Annotated in this window: 12 protein-coding genes and 1 pseudogene; 12 read left to right on the top strand and 1 reads right to left on the bottom strand. The window is 61.5% G+C overall.

What is annotated here, in order from left to right; all coding sequences use genetic code 11:
* Nucleotides 1-113 precede the first annotated feature (113 nt).
* From lgt to recD, 10 genes are all read left to right on the top strand, one after another.
* Nucleotides 114-989, top strand: coding sequence for a prolipoprotein diacylglyceryl transferase (gene lgt, locus AC1M2H_RS05345; protein ID WP_480150584.1), 876 nt, complete (start codon nt 114-116; stop codon nt 987-989).
* 6 nt (nt 990-995) lie between these two features.
* Complete coding sequence (gene thyA / locus AC1M2H_RS05350; RefSeq protein ID WP_480150585.1) at nt 996-1790, top strand: thymidylate synthase; 795 nt, start codon at nt 996-998, stop codon at nt 1788-1790.
* A 235-nt stretch (nt 1791-2025) separates the two neighbouring features.
* Nucleotides 2026-2493, top strand: a complete 468-nt coding sequence (locus AC1M2H_RS05355; RefSeq protein WP_480150586.1) for a prepilin peptidase-dependent protein — start codon at nt 2026-2028, stop codon at nt 2491-2493.
* Nucleotides 2484-3047, top strand: coding sequence for a prepilin peptidase-dependent protein (locus AC1M2H_RS05360; RefSeq protein WP_480150587.1), 564 nt, complete (start codon nt 2484-2486; stop codon nt 3045-3047). The genes AC1M2H_RS05355 and AC1M2H_RS05360 overlap by 10 nt, the downstream gene beginning before the upstream one ends.
* Nucleotides 3044-3451, top strand: a complete 408-nt coding sequence (locus AC1M2H_RS05365) for a DUF2509 family protein (protein ID WP_480150588.1) — start codon at nt 3044-3046, stop codon at nt 3449-3451. The genes AC1M2H_RS05360 and AC1M2H_RS05365 overlap by 4 nt, the downstream gene beginning before the upstream one ends.
* Complete coding sequence (locus AC1M2H_RS05370; protein WP_480150589.1) at nt 3436-3759, top strand: prepilin-type N-terminal cleavage/methylation domain-containing protein; 324 nt, start codon at nt 3436-3438, stop codon at nt 3757-3759. Before AC1M2H_RS05365 ends, AC1M2H_RS05370 begins: the two co-directional genes overlap by 16 nt.
* Nucleotides 3760-3771: 12 nt before the next feature.
* A complete protein-coding gene (gene recC, locus AC1M2H_RS05375) occupies nt 3772-7143 on the top strand; it encodes an exodeoxyribonuclease V subunit gamma (protein WP_480150590.1) in 3372 nt (1123 codons plus the stop codon).
* Between the two features lie 128 nt (nt 7144-7271).
* Nucleotides 7272-10157 carry a pitrilysin gene (gene ptrA, locus AC1M2H_RS05380; RefSeq protein WP_480150591.1) on the top strand — a complete coding sequence of 962 codons (2886 nt, stop codon included), beginning with the start codon at nt 7272-7274 and terminating at the stop codon, nt 10155-10157.
* A complete protein-coding gene (recB, locus tag AC1M2H_RS05385; RefSeq protein WP_480150592.1) occupies nt 10154-13699 on the top strand; it encodes an exodeoxyribonuclease V subunit beta in 3546 nt (1181 codons plus the stop codon). Before ptrA ends, recB begins: the two co-directional genes overlap by 4 nt.
* Nucleotides 13696-15540 carry an exodeoxyribonuclease V subunit alpha gene (recD, locus tag AC1M2H_RS05390; RefSeq protein ID WP_480150593.1) on the top strand — a complete coding sequence of 615 codons (1845 nt, stop codon included), beginning with the start codon at nt 13696-13698 and terminating at the stop codon, nt 15538-15540. The genes recB and recD overlap by 4 nt, the downstream gene beginning before the upstream one ends.
* Before the next feature lie 51 nt (nt 15541-15591).
* Here the strand turns inward: recD and argA are convergent, their stop codons facing one another.
* Nucleotides 15592-16923 (bottom strand): amino-acid N-acetyltransferase, encoded by a 1332-nt coding sequence (gene argA / locus AC1M2H_RS05395; RefSeq protein WP_480150594.1) that lies wholly within the window; start codon nt 16921-16923, stop codon nt 15592-15594.
* 229 nt (nt 16924-17152) lie between these two features.
* Here argA and amiC point away from each other — a divergent pair, with 229 nt between their 5' ends.
* Together amiC and cobD are read left to right on the top strand one after the other, a co-directional pair.
* Nucleotides 17153-18406 carry an N-acetylmuramoyl-L-alanine amidase AmiC gene (gene amiC / locus AC1M2H_RS05400; RefSeq protein ID WP_480150595.1) on the top strand — a complete coding sequence of 418 codons (1254 nt, stop codon included), beginning with the start codon at nt 17153-17155 and terminating at the stop codon, nt 18404-18406.
* A gap of 14 nt (nt 18407-18420) precedes the next feature.
* Nucleotides 18421-19505, top strand: a pseudogene (gene cobD / locus AC1M2H_RS05405) (threonine-phosphate decarboxylase CobD).
* The last annotated feature ends 177 nt before the right edge of the window (nt 19506-19682 follow it).

Consider the following 19682-nt stretch of genomic DNA (forward strand, 5'->3'; position numbering starts at 1 on the left):
TCGCGCCTGGCGCTTATGCTATCATTCGTAACCTTTGGAGCGCCCGTTTTCTGCGAGTGCGCAAGATTACCGCCGTCCACTTCCGGCGGAATAACAAGTCTTTATGGTGACAGATGAATAGTGGCTACCTGCATTTTCCGGAGTTTGATCCGGTAATATTTTCCGTTGGGCCAGTCGCCCTTCACTGGTACGGCCTGATGTACCTGGTTGGGTTCGTTTTTGCGATGTGGCTAGCCACCCGTCGGGCCAATCGTCCGGGCAGCGGCTGGACTAAAAACGAAGTTGAAAACCTGCTGTATGCCGGGTTCCTCGGGGTCTTCCTCGGCGGCCGTATCGGCTACGTCCTGTTCTACAACCTGCCGGTATTTTTGCAGGATCCGCTCTATCTGTTCCGCGTCTGGGACGGCGGTATGTCGTTCCACGGCGGCCTGATCGGGGTGATTCTGGTGATGATCATTTTCGCCAAACGCACCAAACGCACCTTCTTCCAGGTTGCTGATTTCATTGCGCCGCTGATCCCGTTTGGCCTCGGCGCCGGTCGTCTGGGCAACTTCATTAACGGCGAGCTGTGGGGCCGCGTCGATCCGAGCTTCCACTACGCGATGATCTTCCCCGGTTCGCGGGCGGAAGACATGGCGCTGCTGCCTTCGCACCCGGAGTGGCAATCGCTGTTCGACACCTACGGAGCCCTGCCGCGACACGCCTCGCAGCTGTACGAACTGGCGCTGGAAGGTATCGTCCTGTTCCTGATCCTGAACCTGTTTATCCGCAAGCCGCGCCCGACCGGCTCGGTCTCCGGCCTGTTCCTGATCGGCTACGGTCTGTTCCGCATTATCGTTGAATTCTTCCGTCAGCCGGATCAGCAGTTCACCGGCGAATGGGTCCAGTACATCAGCATGGGGCAGATTCTTTCGATTCCAATGGTGCTTGCGGGTATCATTATGATGGTCTGGGCGTACCGCCGTCGTCCGCAGCAACAAACTTCTTGAGGAACCATGAAACAGTATCTTGATTTGATGCAGAAAGTGCTCGCCGAGGGCACGCAAAAAAATGACCGCACCGGTACCGGCACGATTTCGATTTTCGGCCATCAGATGCGTTTTAACCTGCAGGAAGGCTTCCCGCTGGTGACGACCAAGCGCTGTCATTTACGCTCCATCATCCACGAGCTGCTGTGGTTCCTCCAGGGTGACACCAACGTTGCGTACCTGCACGAAAATAACGTCACCATCTGGGATGAATGGGCGGATGAAAATGGCGATCTGGGGCCGGTGTACGGCAAACAGTGGCGCTCCTGGCCCGCGCCGGACGGCCGCCACATCGACCAGATTAGCAGCGTGATGGAGCAGCTGAAAAACGACCCGGACTCGCGCCGAATCATCGTTTCGGCGTGGAACGTCGGCGAGCTGGATAAAATGGCGCTGGCGCCGTGCCACGCGTTCTTCCAGTTCTACGTCGCCGACGGCAAGCTCTCCTGCCAGCTCTATCAGCGCTCCTGCGACGTGTTCCTCGGCCTGCCGTTCAATATCGCCAGCTACGCGCTGCTGGTGCATATGGTGGCGCAGCAGTGTGACCTCGACGTCGGAGACTTTGTCTGGACCGGCGGGGATACGCATCTCTACAGCAACCATCTTGAGCAGACCGACCTGCAGCTGAGCCGCGAGCCGCGCCCGCTGCCGAAGCTGGTGATCAAGCGCAAACCGGCGTCGATTTTCGACTACCGCTTTGAGGACTTTGAAATCGAAGGCTACGATCCGCATCCGGGCATTAAAGCGCCGGTGGCGATTTAATCTCTACGCTATTCTGTGACAGATAAAACCGGCGCCCGCGGCGCCGGTTTTTTTATGCCGGCTTAGCGGGTCCACCCCCGGCAGAGCGCCCTGACCGATGCCGGGGCGCCGCTTTTGCTCACCTGCTTCCTGATTTTCTGCAACCCGCTGTAAATCTCCCGATACTCTTCGACGCGCCGCGCTAACCGCGGAATAGCCCCTCGCGCCTGGGCCGGGTGATCCCCATACTCGCCCTATGAACAGACAAAGCGGCTATACCCTAATTGAAACCCTGGTGACGCTGGCGCTGGTGGCGATCCTCGGCGCCAGCGGGATGTTTGGCTGGAACCGCTGGCAACAGCAGCAGCGATTGTGGCAAACCGCCGTTCAGGTTCGCGACTATCTGGTGCTGCTGCGCGATGACGCCAACTGGCATAACCGCGATCGGCTGCTAAGCGTTGGGCAGGTGGAGCAGGGCTGGTGCCTGAGCGCTGCTGATACCCCTGCCGACTGTGCGGCGAAGGGGCCCTTTACGCTGCGTCCGCACTGGCCTGAAGTCGCGCTGACTACCATCACGCCAGGCCTGGGTTTTTACGGCCTGCGCAACAGCGCCTGGGCCGGGCATATCCGTCTGCAAAGCGCCGGCGACGGCTGGAATATTATTGTCTCTAACTGGGGCCGCATCCGCCTTTGTCGCGGCATGGAGAGGGCATCATGTCTGTAAACGCGCGAGGATTCTCGCTGCCGGAGACGCTGATTGCGATGGCCATTGGCTCCGTTTTACTCCTCGGAACCGCGCGCTTTCTGCCCGCGCTGCAGCGACAGGTGCTGAAGCAGACGCAGCAGCACTCTCTGGACAATGAGCTCTGGCAGCGGCTGTACGCGATCGCTAAGCATTTGCAGCGCGCCGGCTACTGTCTCGGCAGCTGCGTCGGGCAGCCGCTGTATATTGCCGGCAGCGGCGATTGCGTCATTGTCCGCTGGGACAGCGCGAGCGACGGCGTCTGGAATACCTCGCCGGAGGCTATGTCCGATGCGACGGGGTTTCGGCTGCGCAACGGCGCGCTCGAAACGCGGCGCGGCGCGGAAAGCTGCGGAGAGCAAGGCTGGGAGCGCATGACCAACCCCGGCGCCATCGAGGTGACCCGTTTTCAGGTTCAGCGCCACAATATTACCGGCTTTGCCTCGGAGCTTAGCATCCTACTGGCCGCGCGCTCGACGCTGGATCCCCGCATTACGGCGCAGGCGGAGTACAGCGTGACGGGATATAACCTGTGAACCGCCAGCGCGGGCTCTCTTCGCTGCTGATGGTGCTGCTCCTGCTGGCGCTCGGCAGCCTGCTGTTGCAGGGGCTGAACCAGCAGCAGCGTTCGCTGCTGACGCAAACCGCCGGCGAAACCCGGGCGCTGCGCGATACCGCCGGCGCGCACTCGGCCCTGCAGTGGGGGAAAATGCTGGCGTGGTCGGCGCAGGAGGCGCAGGCATGCCGACACTCCGGCGCCGACGGCTGGCGCGTCTGTCTGCGGATTTTTAACGACGCGTCGGCGCTGCTGATCGCCGCCAGCGGCAGCGTGCTGCTGTGGCAGTCTGGCCGGGTTGAGCAGGGAAGCGTGCGCTTCTCGCCCCACGGCTGGAGCGATTTTTGCCCGCTGAAGGAGGCGAGCCTATGTCAGATCCCCTGACCCGCCAGCGGGGCTTTAGTCTGCCGGAAACCCTTCTGGCAACGGTGCTGCTGGCGATAGTCATCACCGCGCTAGGCGGCTACCAGCGCGGGCTGGCCGGCGGCTTTATTCAGCTGAACCAGTATCGCCAGCTGTGGCGCGATGCGTGGCGCTATGGCCAGCTTAAGCCGCCGGAATCCCCGGCAGGCGGGAGCGTCACCCGCTTGCAGACATCGACAGCAAGATGTGTCAGCATCACGGTAACGATCACCACGCCGCTGGAAAAGCGGGTACAGATGACCCGGCTGCACTGCCCGGTCGGCCAGTAGTCAGGAGCGAATATGTTAAGGGTCTACCACTCAAACCGTCTGGACGTACTTGAAGCGCTGATGGAGTTTATCGTCGAGCGCCAGCGGCTGGACGACCCTTTTAAGCCGGAAATGGTGCTGGTGCAAAGTACCGGGATGGCGCAGTGGTTGCAGATGACCCTCGCAAAGCGCTTCGGCATTGCCGCCAATATCGAGTTCCCGCTGCCCGCCAGCTTTATCTGGGACATGTTTGTGCGCGTGCTCTCCGATATCCCCGGCGAAAGCGCCTTCAGCAAGCAGAGCATGAGCTGGAAGCTGATGACTCTGCTGCCGCAGCGGCTGGATGACGAAGCCTTCGCCCTGCTGCGCCACTACCTCAGCGACGATAGCGACAAGCGTAAGCTCTTTCAGCTGGCGGCCAGGGTGGCGGATCTCTACGACCAGTATCTGGTCTATCGCCCGGAATGGCTGATGCGCTGGGAAGCCGATGAGCGCGTTGACGGCCTGGGGGACGCCCAGCAGTGGCAGGCGCCGCTGTGGAAAGCGCTAGTCGAACATACCGCCGGGCTGGGACAGCCGCTGTGGCATCGTGCCAACCTGTACCAGCGCTTTATCCGCGCGCTTGAGGACACGGATGAGCCGCCGGCCGGGCTGCCGTCGCGGGTCTTTATTTGCGGCATCTCGGCGCTGCCGCCGGTCTATCTGCAGGCGCTGCAGGCGCTCGGCAAACACGTTGATGTCTACGTCCTTTTCACCAACCCGTGCCGCTACTACTGGGGCGATATTAAAGACCCGGCGTTTCTGGCAAAGCTGATGTCGCGCCAGCGCCGCCACCATCGCGAGCCGCGAGAGCTACCGCTATTTCGCGATGCAGAGCAGGCTCCCGGCCTGTTTAACGACGACGGCGAGCAGGATGTCGGCAACCCGCTGCTGGCCTCATGGGGCAAGCTGGGACGCGACTACATCTACCTGCTGGCCGGGCTGGAGCGTTACGAAGAGCTGGACGCATTTGTGGATATCGCTCCGGATAACCTGCTGCATAACCTGCAGTCGGATATCCTTGAGCTGAGCAATATGGCGGTGGCGGGGCGCACGGCGCAAGAGTTCGCCCATAGCCGCGACAAGCGCCTGCTCGCCCCAAACGATCGCAGCCTGAGCATCCACGTTTGCCACAGCCCGCAGCGCGAGGTGGAAGTGCTGCACGACCGGCTGCTGGTGATGCTGGAGGCGGACCCCGACCTTACGCCGCGCGATATTATCGTGATGGTGGCGGATATCGACAGCTACAGCCCCTATATACAGGCGGTGTTCGGCGCCGCCAGCGGCGAGCGCTGGCTACCGTGGGCCATCTCGGACCGCCGGGCCCGCGAGTCGCACCCGGCGCTGCAGGCGTTTATTACGCTCCTTTCCCTCCCCGACAGCCGCTTTGCCAGCGAAGACGTGCTGGCCCTGCTGGATGTCCCCGTGCTGGCGGCACGATTTAATATCGATGAAGAAGGGCTGCGCTATCTGCGCCAGTGGGTGAACGAGTCCGGCGTGCGCTGGGGCATGGATGACGATAACGTGCGCGAGCTGGATCTCCCCGCCACCGGCCAGCACACCTGGAGCTTTGGCCTGACGCGGATGCTGCTGGGCTATGCGATGGACAGCAGCCAGGGCGAATGGCAGTCGGTGCTGCCGTACGACGAATCCAGCGGGCTGATTGCCGAACTGGTGGGCAACCTGGCGTCGCTGCTGATGCAGCTCAACCTCTGGCGGCGCGGCCTGGCGCAGGAGCGACCGCTGGCGGAGTGGCTGCCGGTTTGTCGCGATCTGCTCGACGACTTCTTCCTGCCTGACGGCGAAACGGAAGCCGCGCTGGCGCTGATTGAACAGCAGTGGCAGGCGGTAATTGGCGAAGGCGCGCAGGCGCAGTATACGCAGACGGTGCCGCTCTCTTTACTGCGCGACGAGCTGGCGCAGCGCCTCGATCAGCAGCGTATCAGCCAGCGTTTCCTGGCCGGCCCGGTCAATATCTGTACCCTGATGCCGATGCGCTCTATTCCGTTCAAAGTTGTTTGTCTGCTGGGGATGAATGACGGCGTTTACCCACGCGCCCTGGCGCCGCTAGGCTTTGACTTAATGAGCCAGAAGCCGCAGCGCGGCGATCGCAGCCGTCGCGATGATGACCGCTACCTGTTCCTCGAAGCGCTGATGTCGGCCGAGCAGAAGCTCTATATCAGCTATATCGGCCGCTCCATCCAGGATAATAGCGAGCGCTACCCGTCGGTGCTGGTACAGGAGCTGGCTGATTATATCGGCCAGAGCCACTGCCTGGAGGGAGACGAGGCGCTGGACTGCGACGCCAGCGAGCGACGGGTCAAAGCGCATATTACCCATCTGCATAGCCGCATGCCCTTCGATACGGCCAACTTCCGCGACGATGAAGAGCAAAGCTACGCCCGGGAGTGGCTGGCCGCCGCCAGCCAGCAGGGGGAGGCGCACGGCGACTTTATCCAGCCGCTTCCGGCAGCGGACATCGACACCCTGCCGTTTGAACAGCTGCTGCGCTTCTGGCAGCACCCGGTTCGCGCCTTCTTCCAGCAGCGGCTGCGGGTAAATTTCCGCTCGGAGGAGAGTGAGATCCCGGACGATGAGCCGTTCACCCTCGAGGGGCTGAGCCGCTACCAGCTCAACCAGCAGCTGCTGAATACGCTAATTGAACAGCAGGACGCCTCGGTGATGTACCGCCGCTTCCGCGCGGCGGGCGAACTGCCCTATGGCGCCTTCGGCGAACTGGCCTGGGAGACCCAGCGCCAGGAGATGCAGAATCTCGCGGAGCGGGTAGTCGCCAGCCGCCAGCCGGGACAAAGCATGGAAATCGATCTGCAATGTAACGGAGTCAACATAACCGGATGGCTGCAGCAGGTACAATCTGACGGCCTGCTGCGCTGGCGGCCTTCGCTGCTCAGCGTGGCGCAGGGAATGCAACTTTGGCTGGAGCACCTTGTCTACTGTGCTGGCGGCGGAACCGGCACTAGCCGGCTGCTGGTGCGTAAGGAAGGCGAATGGCGTTTCCCGCCGCTGGCGCAGGAGCAGGCGAAGGGATATCTTGATGAGCTGGTTGACGGCTATCTGCAGGGCATGTCAAAACCGCTGCTGCTGCTGCCTGAAAGCGCGGGGGCGTGGCTAAAAACCTGTTATGACGCCGAAAAGGATGTCATGTTAATGGACGACGAGACGCAGCAAAAAGCGCGCAGCAAGTTTCTGCAGGCGTATGAAGGCAACATGGTGATTAGCGGTGAGGGTAGCGATGTCTGGTACCAGCGCCTGTGGCGCACCCTTGAGCCTGCTTACTATGACGAAATCATTGCTCAGGCGCAGCGTTATCTGTTGCCGGTATTTCGTTTCCATCAGTCCGAATAGAATTGTCATAGTATAAAAATTGCGCAGATGACGGCTCTTCAATTATCATGCGCAACGAATCACGGACTGATGTTTTTATCAACGCTGTGCCCAGCGCAGCGAAAGTTTGTTAATGGTGAGGTCCGTGAATGCCCCGTAGTTTATGGTTCAAGGTTATTGTAGTGCTGGCTGCCCTTTGGGCGCCGTTAAGTCAGGCAGACACCGGATGGCAGCCCGTTCAGGAAACCATCCGCAAAAGTGAAAAAGATCCGCGTCAGTATCAGGCGATCCACCTCGATAACGGCATGATCGTTTTGCTGGTCTCCGATCCGCAGGCGGTAAAATCACTGTCGGCGCTGGTGGTGCCGGTGGGGTCGCTGCAGGATCCGGAAGAGCACCAGGGTCTGGCGCACTTTCTCGAGCACATGACGCTCATGGGCTCGAAGAATTACCCGCAGCCTGACAACCTTGCAGAGTTCCTGAAAATGCACGGCGGCAGCCACAACGCCAGCACCGCGCCCTATCGTACCGCCTTCTATCTCGAAGTTGAGAACGATGCGCTGGACGGGGCGGTCGATCGCCTGGCGGACGCCATCGCCTCTCCGCTGCTGGATAAAAAATACGCCGACCGCGAGCGTAATGCGGTCAATGCCGAATTAACCATGGCGCGTACCCGCGACGGGATGCGCATGGCCCAGGTGAGCGCCGAAACCATAAACCCGGCGCACCCGGCGGCGCATTTCTCCGGCGGTAATCTTGAAACGCTGAGCGACAAACCGGGAAAACCGGTTCTTGCTGCGCTGCATACCTTCCGCGACAGCTGGTACTCCGCGAACCTGATGAAGGCGGTTATTTACAGCAATAAACCGCTGCCGGAGCTGGCGAGTATCGCCGCCAAAACCTACGGCCGGGTGCCGAATCATAATATCGACCGGCCGGTGATTACCGTTCCGGTGGTGACCGATGCGCAAAAGGGCATCATCATCCACTACGTGCCGGCGATGCCGCGCAAAGTGCTACGCGTTGAATTCCGCATCGATAACAACAGCGAGCAGTTCCGCAGCAAGACCGACGAGCTGGTGACCTACATGATTGGCAACCGCAGCCCGGGTACGCTCTCCGACTGGCTGCAGAATCAGGGCCTGGTGGAAGGCATCCGCGCGGACTCCGATCCGGTGGTGAACGGCAACAGCGGGGTGCTGGCGATCTCCGCGACCCTGACCGATAAGGGCCTGGCGCATCGCGACGAGGTCGCTGCGGCGATCTTCAGCTATCTCAACCTGCTGCGCACCCAAGGCATCGATAAACGCTATTTCGACGAGCTGGCGCATGTGCTGGCGCTCGACTTCCGCTACCCCTCAATCAACCGCGATATGGACTACGTCGAATGGCTGGCGGACACCATGATCCGCGTGCCGGTAGAGCATACTCTCGACGTGGTGAATATTGCCGATCGCTACGATCCGCAGGCGATTAAAGACCGCCTGGCGATGATGACCCCGCAAAACGCGCGCGTGTGGTACATCAGCCCGCAGGAGCCGCATAACAAGAGCGCCTACTTCGTCAATGCGCCGTATCAGGTGGATAAAATCAGCGCGCAGACCTTTGCCGACTGGCAGCAGAAAGCGAACGCGATTGACCTTAAGCTGCCGACGCTCAACCCCTACATTCCGGATGATTTTACGCTGATCAAAAGCGATAAAGCCTATCCGCATCCGCAGCTGATCGTCGATGAACCGACCCTGCGGGTGGTCTATGCGCCGAGCCAGTACTTCGCCAGCGAGCCGAAGGCCGACGTGTCGCTGGTGCTGCGTAACCCGCAGGCGATGGACAGCGCCCGCAGTCAGGTGATGTTTGCGCTGAATGATTATCTGGCGGGAATTGCCCTCGACCAGCTCAGCAACCAGGCTGCGGTGGGCGGCATCACGTTCTCAACCGGCGCCAACAACGGGCTGATGGTCAACGCGAACGGCTATACCCAGCGGCTGCCGCAGCTGTTCACCGCGCTGCTGGACGGCTACTTCAGCTACGCGCCGACCGAAGAGCAGCTGGAACAGGCAAAATCCTGGTACGCGCAGATGATGGACTCGGCGGACAAGGGCAAAGCCTACGATCAGGCGATTATGCCGGCCCAGATGGTGTCGCAGGTGCCGTACTTCCAGCGCGAGGAGCGCCGGGCGCTGCTGCCGTCAATCACCCTCAAGGACGTTCTGGCATACCGTGACAACCTGAAAGCGAAAGGGCGTCCGGAGCTGCTGGTGATTGGCAACCTGACCGCCGGGCAATCCACCGACATGGCGCGCCAGATTCAGCAGCAGCTGGGCTCCGACGGCAACGAATGGTGCCGCAACAAAGATGTGCTGGTTGATAGCAAACAGCTGGCCATTTTTGAAAAAGCCGGCAGCAGCACCGACTCGGCGCTGGCCGCGGTCTTTGCGCCGCCGAATATCGATGAGTACAGCAGCTCTGCCGCCAGCTCTCTGCTCGGGCAAATTATCCAGCCGTGGTTCTATAACCAGCTGCGTACCGAAGAACAGCTGGGCTACGCGGTCTTTGCGTTTTCGATGAACGTCGGCCGCCAGTGGGGCGTCGGCTTCCTGCTGCAAAGCAGCGATAAGCAGCCCGCCTTCCTGTGGCAGCGCTTCCAGGCCTTCTTCCCGACGGCGGAGGCAAAGCTGAGGGCGATGACCGCGGAAGAGTTTGCGCAAATTCAGCAGGCGACGATCGCCCAGATGATGCAGGCGCCGCAGACTTTGGGCGGGGAAGCCTCGCAGCTGAGCAAAGATTTCGATCGCGGTAATATGCGCTTCGATTCACGTGATAAAGTAGTGGCTCAGATTAAACTGCTGACGCCGCAAAAGCTTGCCGACTTCTTCCATCAGACGGTGGTGGATCCGCAGGGCATGGCGATATTATCCCAGGTATCCGGTAGCCAGAATGGTAAAACCGATTACGCCCTGCCGCCGGGCGGCAAAGTCTGGGAAACCGTCAGCGCATTGCAGAAATCCTTACCCCTGATGCGAGAGAATGAATGACCGAAACCGCCGAGCCTCTTGACCCCCTGCGCTTGCCCCTGACGGGCGAGCGCCTGATAGAAGCCTCTGCGGGCACCGGAAAGACCTTTACCATCGCGGCGCTGTACCTCCGGCTGCTGCTGGGGCTGGGCGGAGAATCCGCCTTTCCCCGGCCGGTAAGCGTGGAGGAGCTGCTGGTGGTGACCTTCACCGAGGCGGCGACCGAGGAGCTGCGCGGTCGTATCCGCAGCAATATCCACGCTCTGCGTATCGCCTGCCTGCGTGAAACGGCCGCCGACCCTCTCAACGCCGCGCTGCTGGCGGAAATTCCGGATAAAAACCAGGCCGCGCAAACGCTGATGCTGGCGGAAAGGCAGATGGACGAAGCGGCGGTTTTCACCATCCACGGCTTCTGCCAGCGCATGCTCAGCCTCAACGCCTTTGAGTCCGGCATGCTCTTCGAACAGCAGCTGATCGAGGACGAATCCCGCCTCCGTTACCAGGCCTGCGCCGACTTCTGGCGCCGCCACTGCTACCCGCTGCCGCGCGAGATCGCCGCGGTTATCCACGAAGCGTGGAAAGGCCCGCGCGATCTGCTGAAATCCCTCGACCGCTGGCTACAGGGCGAAGCCCCGCAGCTTAAATCCCCGCCGGCGCAGGAAGAGACGCTGGCCGAGCGCCATCGGCAAATCATCGCGCGCATTGACGCGGTGAAGCGGCAGTGGCGCGAGCAGGTGGGCGAGATTGAAAGCGTGCTGGAAAACTCCGGCCTCGACCGGCGTAAGTTTAACCGCGGCAATCAGGGTAAGTGGATAGAGAAAGTCAACGCCTGGGCGCAGGAAGAAACGCTCGGCTACCGCCTGCCGGAGGCGCTGGAAAAATTCTCCCGGCCGTTCCTCCACGAACGTACCAAAGCGGATGGCGAACCGCCGGTTCACCCGCTGTTTAGCGCCATTGAGGCGCTGCTCTCCGCGCCGCTGACCCTCACCGATCTGGTGATCGCCCGGGCAATGGTGGAGATCCGCGAAGCGGTGGCGCGCGAAAAGCGTCGCCGCGGCGAGCTCGGTTTTGATGACATGCTCAGCCGCCTCGATGACGCCCTGCGCAGCGAAAGCGGCGAAGCGCTGGCCAGCGCTATCCGTCAGCGCTTTCCGGTGGCGATGATCGATGAGTTCCAGGATACCGACCCGCAGCAGTACCGCATTTTTCGCCGCATCTGGCGGCGGCAGCCGGAGACGGCGCTGTTGCTTATCGGCGATCCCAAACAGGCCATTTACGCCTTTCGCGGCGCGGATATCTTTACCTATATGAAGGCGCGCGGCGACGTTGCCGCGCACTACACGCTGGATACCAACTGGCGCTCCGCTCCGGGGATGGTGGAGAGCGTCAATCGCCTGTTTAGCCTCGGCGATAATCCGTTTATGTTCCGCGAAATCCCGTTCATGCCGGTAAAGTCGGCGCCGAAAAACCAGCATCTGCGCTTCAGCGTCGACGATGATACGGTTCCGGCTATGAACATCTGGCTGATGCCGGGCGAAGCGGTGGGCGCGGGGGATTATCAAGCCTTTATGGCCCAGCTCTGCGCTGCGCAAATTCGCGACTGGCTGAGCGCCGGCCAGCAGGGGCGCGCGCTGCTGTGGCGCGACGGCACCTCCCGGCCGGTGCAGGCTTCCGATATCACGGTGCTGGTGCGCAATCGCCAGGAGGCGTCGCTAATCCGCGATGCGCTGCAGCTTCTGGCGATCCCCTCGGTCTATCTCTCCAACCGCGATAGCGTATTTGAAACGCCGGAAGCGCAGGAGCTGCTGTGGATACTGCAGGCGGCGCTGGCGCCCGAACGTGAAAACACGCTGCGCAGCGCGCTGGCGACCTCGATTTTCGGTCTGAACGCCCGCGATATTGAAAACCTGAACCAGGACGAGCGCGCGTGGGATGCGCTGGTGGAAGAGTTTAGCGACTATCGCCGCATCTGGCGCCAGCGCGGGGTGATGCCGATGCTGCGAGCGCTGATGACCGCCCGGCATATTGCCGAAAACCTGCTGGCGACGAGCGGCGGCGAGCGGCGCTTAACCGATATCCTGCATATCAGCGAGCTGCTGCAGGAAGCGGCCAACCAGCTGGAAAGCGAGCATGCGCTGGTGCGTTGGCTGACGCAGCGCATCGCCGAGCCGGACAGCAATGCCTCCAGCCAGCAGATGCGCCTGGAAAGCGACAAGCATCTGGTGCAGGTAGTCACCGTCCATAAATCGAAAGGGCTGGAATATCCGCTGGTGTGGCTGCCGTTTATCGCCCGCTTCCGCAAGCAGGATCAGGCGTTTTATCACGATCGCGACTCCTTTGCGGCGGTGCTCGACCTTGAACAGAATGAGGGGAGCCTCGAGCTGGCGGAAGCGGAGCGCCTGGCGGAGGATTTACGCCTGCTGTACGTAGCCCTGACGCGAGCGGTCTGGCACTGCAGCCTTGGCGTGGCTCCGCTCAGCACCCGGCGCAGCGACAAGCCGGGCGACAGCGATTTTCACCACAGCGCGCTGGGGCGCCTTCTGCAGGGAGGCGAAGCGATGGATGCCGCGGGGCTGGCGGCCCGCCTGCAGGCATTCTGCAGCGCGGATATTGCGCTGCAAACCCCCGGCGTTGCCGATCGGCAGCCCTGGCAGGCGCCGCAGGAGGTTCTTCCCCCGCTGTCGGCGCGAATGCTGGCGCGTGCGATCGTCGATGACTGGCGGGTCACCAGCTACTCCGGGCTACAGCAGCATGGCCACAGCCCGGCGCAGGATTTACTGCCCCGTCTTGACGTTGACGCGGCCGGCGTAGGGGAGGTGATCGAGGAGCCGGAGCTCACTCCCCAACAGTTCCCGCGCGGGGCGTCGCCGGGGACATTTCTGCACGGCCTGTTTGAAGCCCTCGACTTTACCCAGCCGGTTCCCGCCGACTGGATGGCGGAAAAGCTGCGGTCCGGCGGCTTTGGCGAACAGTGGACGCCGGTGCTGACCCAATGGCTGGATGACGTTCTGCGCACGCCGCTGCCGGGCGCCGATATCGCGCTGAATCAGCTCGCAGCGGCGGACAAGCAGGTTGAGATGGCGTTTTATTTACCCATTGAGGCCCCACTGGATCCGCGGCGCCTGGACGCGCTGGTTCGCCGCTACGACCCGCTTTCGGCGCAGTGCCCGGAGCTTGATTTCCGTCAGGTACGCGGAATGCTGAAAGGGTTTATCGACCTGGTGTTTCGTCATAACGATCGCTACTACCTGCTGGATTACAAATCCAACTGGCTGGGGGACGATCGCGAAGCCTACACCCGGCAGGCGATGGCGCAGGCGATGCGCACGCATCGCTATGATTTACAGTACCAGCTCTATAGCCTGGCGCTGCACCGCTATTTACGCCACCGCATTGCTGACTATGACTATGAGCGTCACTTTGGCGGCGTCATTTATCTCTTTTTACGCGGAATGGACGGACAGGACGGCGGGCAGGGGATATTTACCACCCGCCCCGAGCGGCCGCTGATCGATGGCCTCGACGCCCTGTTTGCCGGCGAAGTTCAGGAGACCGCCTCATGACCATGGATGAGCTGCTGCTTGAGGCAGCAAACCAGCGTTTGCTACGTCCGCTTGACGTTCAGTTTGCGCTGATGGTCGCTCAGGATGCGCACCCGGCGGTGAGGCTGGCGGCGGCGGTGCTAAGCCGCGATGCCGGCGAAGGACACGTTTGCCTGCCGCTCTCGCGCCTTGCCGCTGACGACGTGCTGAGCGGTAAAGCCGCCGACCTGCGCGAGCAGCTGCTGGCGCAGGCCGGCGCGCCAGATGACTGGTCGGCGCTGCTGCTCTCTTCGGCGGCGGTGAGCCGCGGGGAGCGCCCGACGCCGATGATCCTCTGCGGCGAACGGCTTTACCTTAACCGCATGTGGCGTAACGAGCTGGCCGTCGCACGCTTTTTTAACGAAGCCAATCAGGCGCTGAGCGTCGATGAAACGCGGCTGGCGTCGACGCTGGATGCGCTCTTCCCCGCCGGGGACGATATCGACTGGCAGAAGGTGGCGGCGGCGGTGGCGCTGACCCGGCGCATTGCGGTGATTTCCGGCGGTCCCGGCACCGGTAAAACCACCACCGTCGCCAGGCTGCTGGCGGCGCTGATTCAGATGACGGATAAACCCCGCTGCCGTATTCGTCTGGCGGCGCCCACCGGCAAAGCCGCCGCGCGCCTGACCGAATCGCTGGGCAGCGCGCTGCGCCAGCTGCCGCTAACGGATGAGCAGAAGGCGCAGCTGCCGACTGAGGCCAGCACCCTGCATCGTCTGCTGGGCGCGCAGCCGGGCAGCCAGCGTATGCGCTATCACGCCGGTAACCCGCTGCACCTCGACGTGCTGGTGGTGGATGAAGCCTCGATGATTGACCTGCCGATGATGGCGCGCCTGATTGACGCGCTGCCGGCGCACGCTCGGGTGATTTTCCTCGGCGACCGCGATCAGCTGGCTTCGGTGGAGGCCGGCGCGGTGCTGGGGGATATTTGTGCCTGGGTGAACGCGGGCTATACCGCCGAGCGTGCGGCGCAGCTGAAGCGGCTGACCGGCCTGCCGGTACCTGCCGGCGAGAGCGAAGCGGCGGGCGCTCTGCGCGACAGCCTGTGCCTGCTGCAGAAAAGCTATCGTTTCGGCAGCCACTCCGGTATCGGTAGCCTGGCCCGGGCGGTTAACGCCGGCGATCGGCTCGGCGTCAAAACCACCCTGCGTCAGCCGTTCGACGATATCGTTCTGCATCCGCTCAGCACCACCGAGGAGTATGAGGCGATGCTGACGCAGGCGCAGGCCGGCTACGATCGCTATCTCCAGCTGCTGCGCGAACGGGCGGAGCCGGAGGAGATAATTACCGCTTTCGGCGAGTTCCGGCTGCTGTGCGCCCTGCGCGACGGTCCCTACGGCGTTAGCGGGCTGAACGAACGGCTGGAGCTGATGCTCAATCGTCAGCGGGCTATCGCGCTGCCGCGGCATTCGCGCTGGTATGAGGGGCGTCCGGTGATGATCTCGCGCAACGACAGCGCGCTGGGGCTGTTTAACGGCGATATTGGCATTGCGCTGGAAAGGGGAGACGGGCTGCGCGTCTGGTTCCCGATGCCGGATGGCAGCATTAAGTCGGTGCAGCCGAGCCGTCTGCCGGAACACGATACCGCCTGGGCGATGACGGTGCATAAATCCCAGGGCTCGGAGTTTGACCACGCGGCCCTGATTTTGCCTTCCCGCAGCGTGCCGCTGGTGACGCGTGAGCTGGTGTATACCGCGATAACCCGCGCCAAACGGCGGCTCTCGATTTATGCCGATGAGCAGGTGCTTACGCAGGCTATCGTGGCGCGCACCGAGCGGCGCAGCGGGCTGGCGGAGATCTTCGCCAGCGGCGGGCAGCCTTAGCTTTCAGTTGCTTCCCCTTTGTCAGCCTGGCCGGCAAAGGGGAGCGGTCGCTCAGCCGAGGTCGGCCATCATCACCTTGGAGCGGCGCTGGTAGTTGTACATCTCTTTCTTACTCTCCGGCAGCAGGTCGATATCCACCGGCGTAAAGCCGCGCTCCTGGAACCAGTGGATGCTGCGGGTGGTCAGCACGAACAGCTTGCTGAGCCCCATCTGTTTTGCCTGGGTCGCAATCCGATTTAGCAGCACCTCCCCGCGCGATGAGCTGCGGTAGTCCGGATGGACCGCCACGCAGGCCATCTCCCCGATTTTCTCTTCCGGGAATGGATAGAGCGCGGCGCAGGCGATTGTCGTGTTATCGCGCTGGATGATGGTGAATTTATCTATTTCCATCTCCAGCTGCTCGCGGGAGCGGCGCACCAGAATCCCCTGCTGCTCCAGCGGGCTGATCAGCTCAAGAATGCCGCCGATATCGTTGATGGTGGCGCGGCGAATCTGCTCGGCGCTTTCCATAACGATCTGGGTCCCGATACCGTCACGGGAGAACAGCTCCTGCAGCAGCGCGCCATCTTCCCGGTAGCTGATCAGGTGGCAGCGACGCACGCCGCTGCGGCAGGCTTTCACCGCGCCGCGCAGGAAGCGCACGGTACCGGAGTTGTAATCTTCTTCCGCTTCCAGCTCCTCAACCCGCGCCTGGGCTTCGTTCGGGAACAGCTCGGAAACGATATCGCCCTGCTGGTTATATACCCCCTGCGACGAGCAGAAGCCGATCATTTTTTCCGCTTTCAGTTTAATAGCCAGCTGGGTGGCAATCTCTTCTGACGTCAGGTTAAAGCTTTCGCCGGTGACCGATACCGCAACCGGGCCCATCAGCACGATGGCGCCGTTATCAAGCTGGCGGTGGATCGCCTCTTCATCAATGCGACGAATGCGCCCGCTGTGGCAATAATCGACGCCATCGTCGACGCCAAGCGGCTGGGCGATAATGAAATTGCCGCTCACGACGTTGATGTGGGCGCCCTGCAGCGGGGTATTGTTGAGGCTCATCGACAGGCGCGCGGTAATTTCCAGCTGCAGCATGCCGGCGGCCTGCTTAACCAGTTCGAGGGTTTTGGCGTCAGTCACGCGCGTCTGCTTGTGGTACAGCGGCTCATGATGATGTTCGGCCAGATTGGCGTCGATCTGCGGACGCGCGCCATAGACCACCACCAGGCGAATGCCCAGGCTATGCAGCAGACCAATGTCATTGACTATGCTGGAGAAATTCTCATGCTCAATGGCTTCTCCGCCCAGCATGATGACAAACGTTTTTCCCCGATGGGCGTTAATATAGGGAACAGAATGGCGGAATCCTTCTACCAGTTCGGTGCGACGTTCCTTCACCATGACAACAACCCTCAATGCATGATTATTCGTAATAAGTGTATTTTTATTCTGTTTTCCCGCTAAACGCAAGCCCCAATTTGTCCCAAAATGGCGAAAGAACTGTGACTTAAAGCGCGCCACCAAAGATTGTTTACCCTTTTATTGATGACAGGTTATACGGCTTTCGTTAAAGTTTCTGGTCAATCTGTTTGTTTTAGATACGAATGCGTTTTTATTGCTTGGGAGTGGCATGCCGGGATACAAGTCAGGATTAAGCCGTCGCCGTTTTTTACAGGGGGCGAGCGCGATGTGGTTAATGAGCGTCAGTCCGGTGGGCTTAGCTGCCGTCGCACGGGTCGTCGCCGTGCGCGTCTGGCCGTCGTCAACCTATACGCGCGTGACGGTGGAATCCAACCACGTGCTGAAATATCGGCAGTTTGCGTTGAGCAATCCGGAGCGGCTGGTGGTCGATCTGGAAGGGGTTAATCTTAATTCCGTGCTAAAAGGCATGGGCGGCAGCATCCGCGACGACGATCCCTATATTAAATCCGCGCGCGTCGGGCAGTTCGATCCGCAAACGGTGCGCATGGTGTTTGAGCTCAAGCAGAATGTGAAGCCGCAGCTCTTTGCCCTTGCGCCGGTAGCCGGCTTTAAAGAGCGGCTGGTGATGGATCTCTATCCGTCTACGGCGACCGACGTGCAGGATCCGCTGCTGGCGCTGCTGGAGGACTACAATAAGGGCGATCTCGAGCGTCAGGTGCCGCCGGCGGAAAGCGGGCCGAAGCCGGGTAAAGCCGGGCGCGACCGGCCGATTGTGATTATGCTCGACCCGGGACACGGTGGCGAAGACTCCGGCGCGGTCGGTAAATACCGCACCCGCGAGAAAGACGTGGTGCTGCAGATCGCCCGCCGACTGCGGGCGCTGATCGAAAAAGAGGGGAATATGAAGGCCTATATGACCCGCAATGAAGATGTCTTTATTCCCCTGAAGGTGCGCGTCGCCAAGGCGCAGAAGCAGCGCGCCGATCTCTTCGTCTCCATTCACGCCGATGCCTTTACCAGCCGCCAGCCGCGCGGCTCGTCGGTGTTTGCGCTCTCAACCAAAGGCGCTACCAGCACCGCGGCTAAATACCTGGCGCAAACCCAGAACGCCTCCGACCTGGTGGGGGGCGTCAGCAAGAGCGGCGACCGCTACGTCGACCATACGATGTTCGACATGGTGCAGTCGCTGACCATCTCCGATAGCCTGAAGTTTGGCAAAGCGGTGCTGCAAAAAATGGGCAGGGTTAACGATCTGCATAAGAACCAGGTCGAGCAGGCGGGCTTCGCGGTGCTGAAAGCGCCGGATATCCCGTCGATCCTCGTGGAAACGGCGTTTATCAGTAACGTTGAGGAAGAGCGCAAGCTGAAAACGGCGGCCTTCCAGCAGCAGGTCGCCGAGTCGATTCTGGCGGGAATTAAGGCCTACTTCGCCGATGGCGCAACCCTGGCAAGGCTTGGCTGATAGAAGGAGCGGAGATGGCCCTGTTAAAGAGCGCCCACGGCGGCAATACGCGGGAGGCGGCGGCGCTGCTGGGCATTCAGCCCGAGCTGCTGCTCGATTTTAGCGCCAACATTAATCCGCTGGGTATGCCTGAAAGCCTGAAACGCGCCCTGATCGCTAATCTTGAGCGCGCGGAGCGCTATCCGGACGTCGACTATCGGCAGCTGCACGAGGCGCTGGCCGAACACCATCATATTCCGGCCTCGTGGATCGTCGCAGGCAATGGCGAAACCGAATCGATTTTCACCGTCGTAAACGGCCTGAAGCCGCGTCAGGCGATGATTGTGGTACCCGGCTTTGCCGAATATCGCCGCGCGCTGCGCTCGGTGGACTGCGCGATCCGCGAGTTCGCGCTGCGGGAAGAGGACGGCTGGCAGTTGACCGAGGCCCTTCTCACGGCCCTGACGCCGGACCTCGACTGCCTGTTCCTGTGTACGCCCAACAATCCAACCGGCCTGCTGCCGGAGAGCCAGCTGCTGGCGGCGATTGCCGCTCGCTGCAAGGCGCTGAGCATCGCGCTGATCCTCGATGAGGCCTTTATCGATTTTATTCCCGACCAGCCGGGGTTTATTCCTCTGCTGTGCGATAACCCGCATATCTGGGTACTGCGCTCGCTGACCAAATTCTACGCTATCCCCGGCCTGCGCCTGGGCTATCTGGTCAACGGCGATGAACGCGCCGTCGCCCGGATGCGCGAGCGGCAAATGCCGTGGTCAATTAACGCGTTCGCCGCGCTGGCGGGGGAGATCATTCTGCAGATCGCGCCTACCAGCAGAAAACCCGGCAGTGGCTGGCCGAAGAGGGGCCGCGCTTTTACCAACGCCTGCGCCAGATTCCCGGCCTGACGGTCTATCCGGGTCAGGCAAACTATCTGTTTCTGCGCCTCGATATGCCGGGCATCGACCTGCAGTATGCGCTGCTACAGCAGCATATTTTGATTCGCAGCTGCGCCAACTATCCCGGCCTCGGGGCGGGCTATTTCCGCGTGGCGATCCGCAGCGCGGAGGAGAATCAACGCCTGCTGGCGGCGCTGGCGCAGATCCTTTCCCCCAACGTCTGACTTCGCAAGCCGCCGGCGCATCCGTGTGGCATAATGCCGTTCCTTATTAAGCGAACGGCAGAGCTTCAGGGTGCTTTCGCGATAGAAACCAACGGGTGCCAGCGGCGGGAGTAAAATTCTCTACCGCTGCGCTGCTGACGCTAAGCCAGAAATCCTGCCCGTTGGCCATCATCAACA

This window comes from Klebsiella sp. F11 (genome assembly GCF_056712265.1).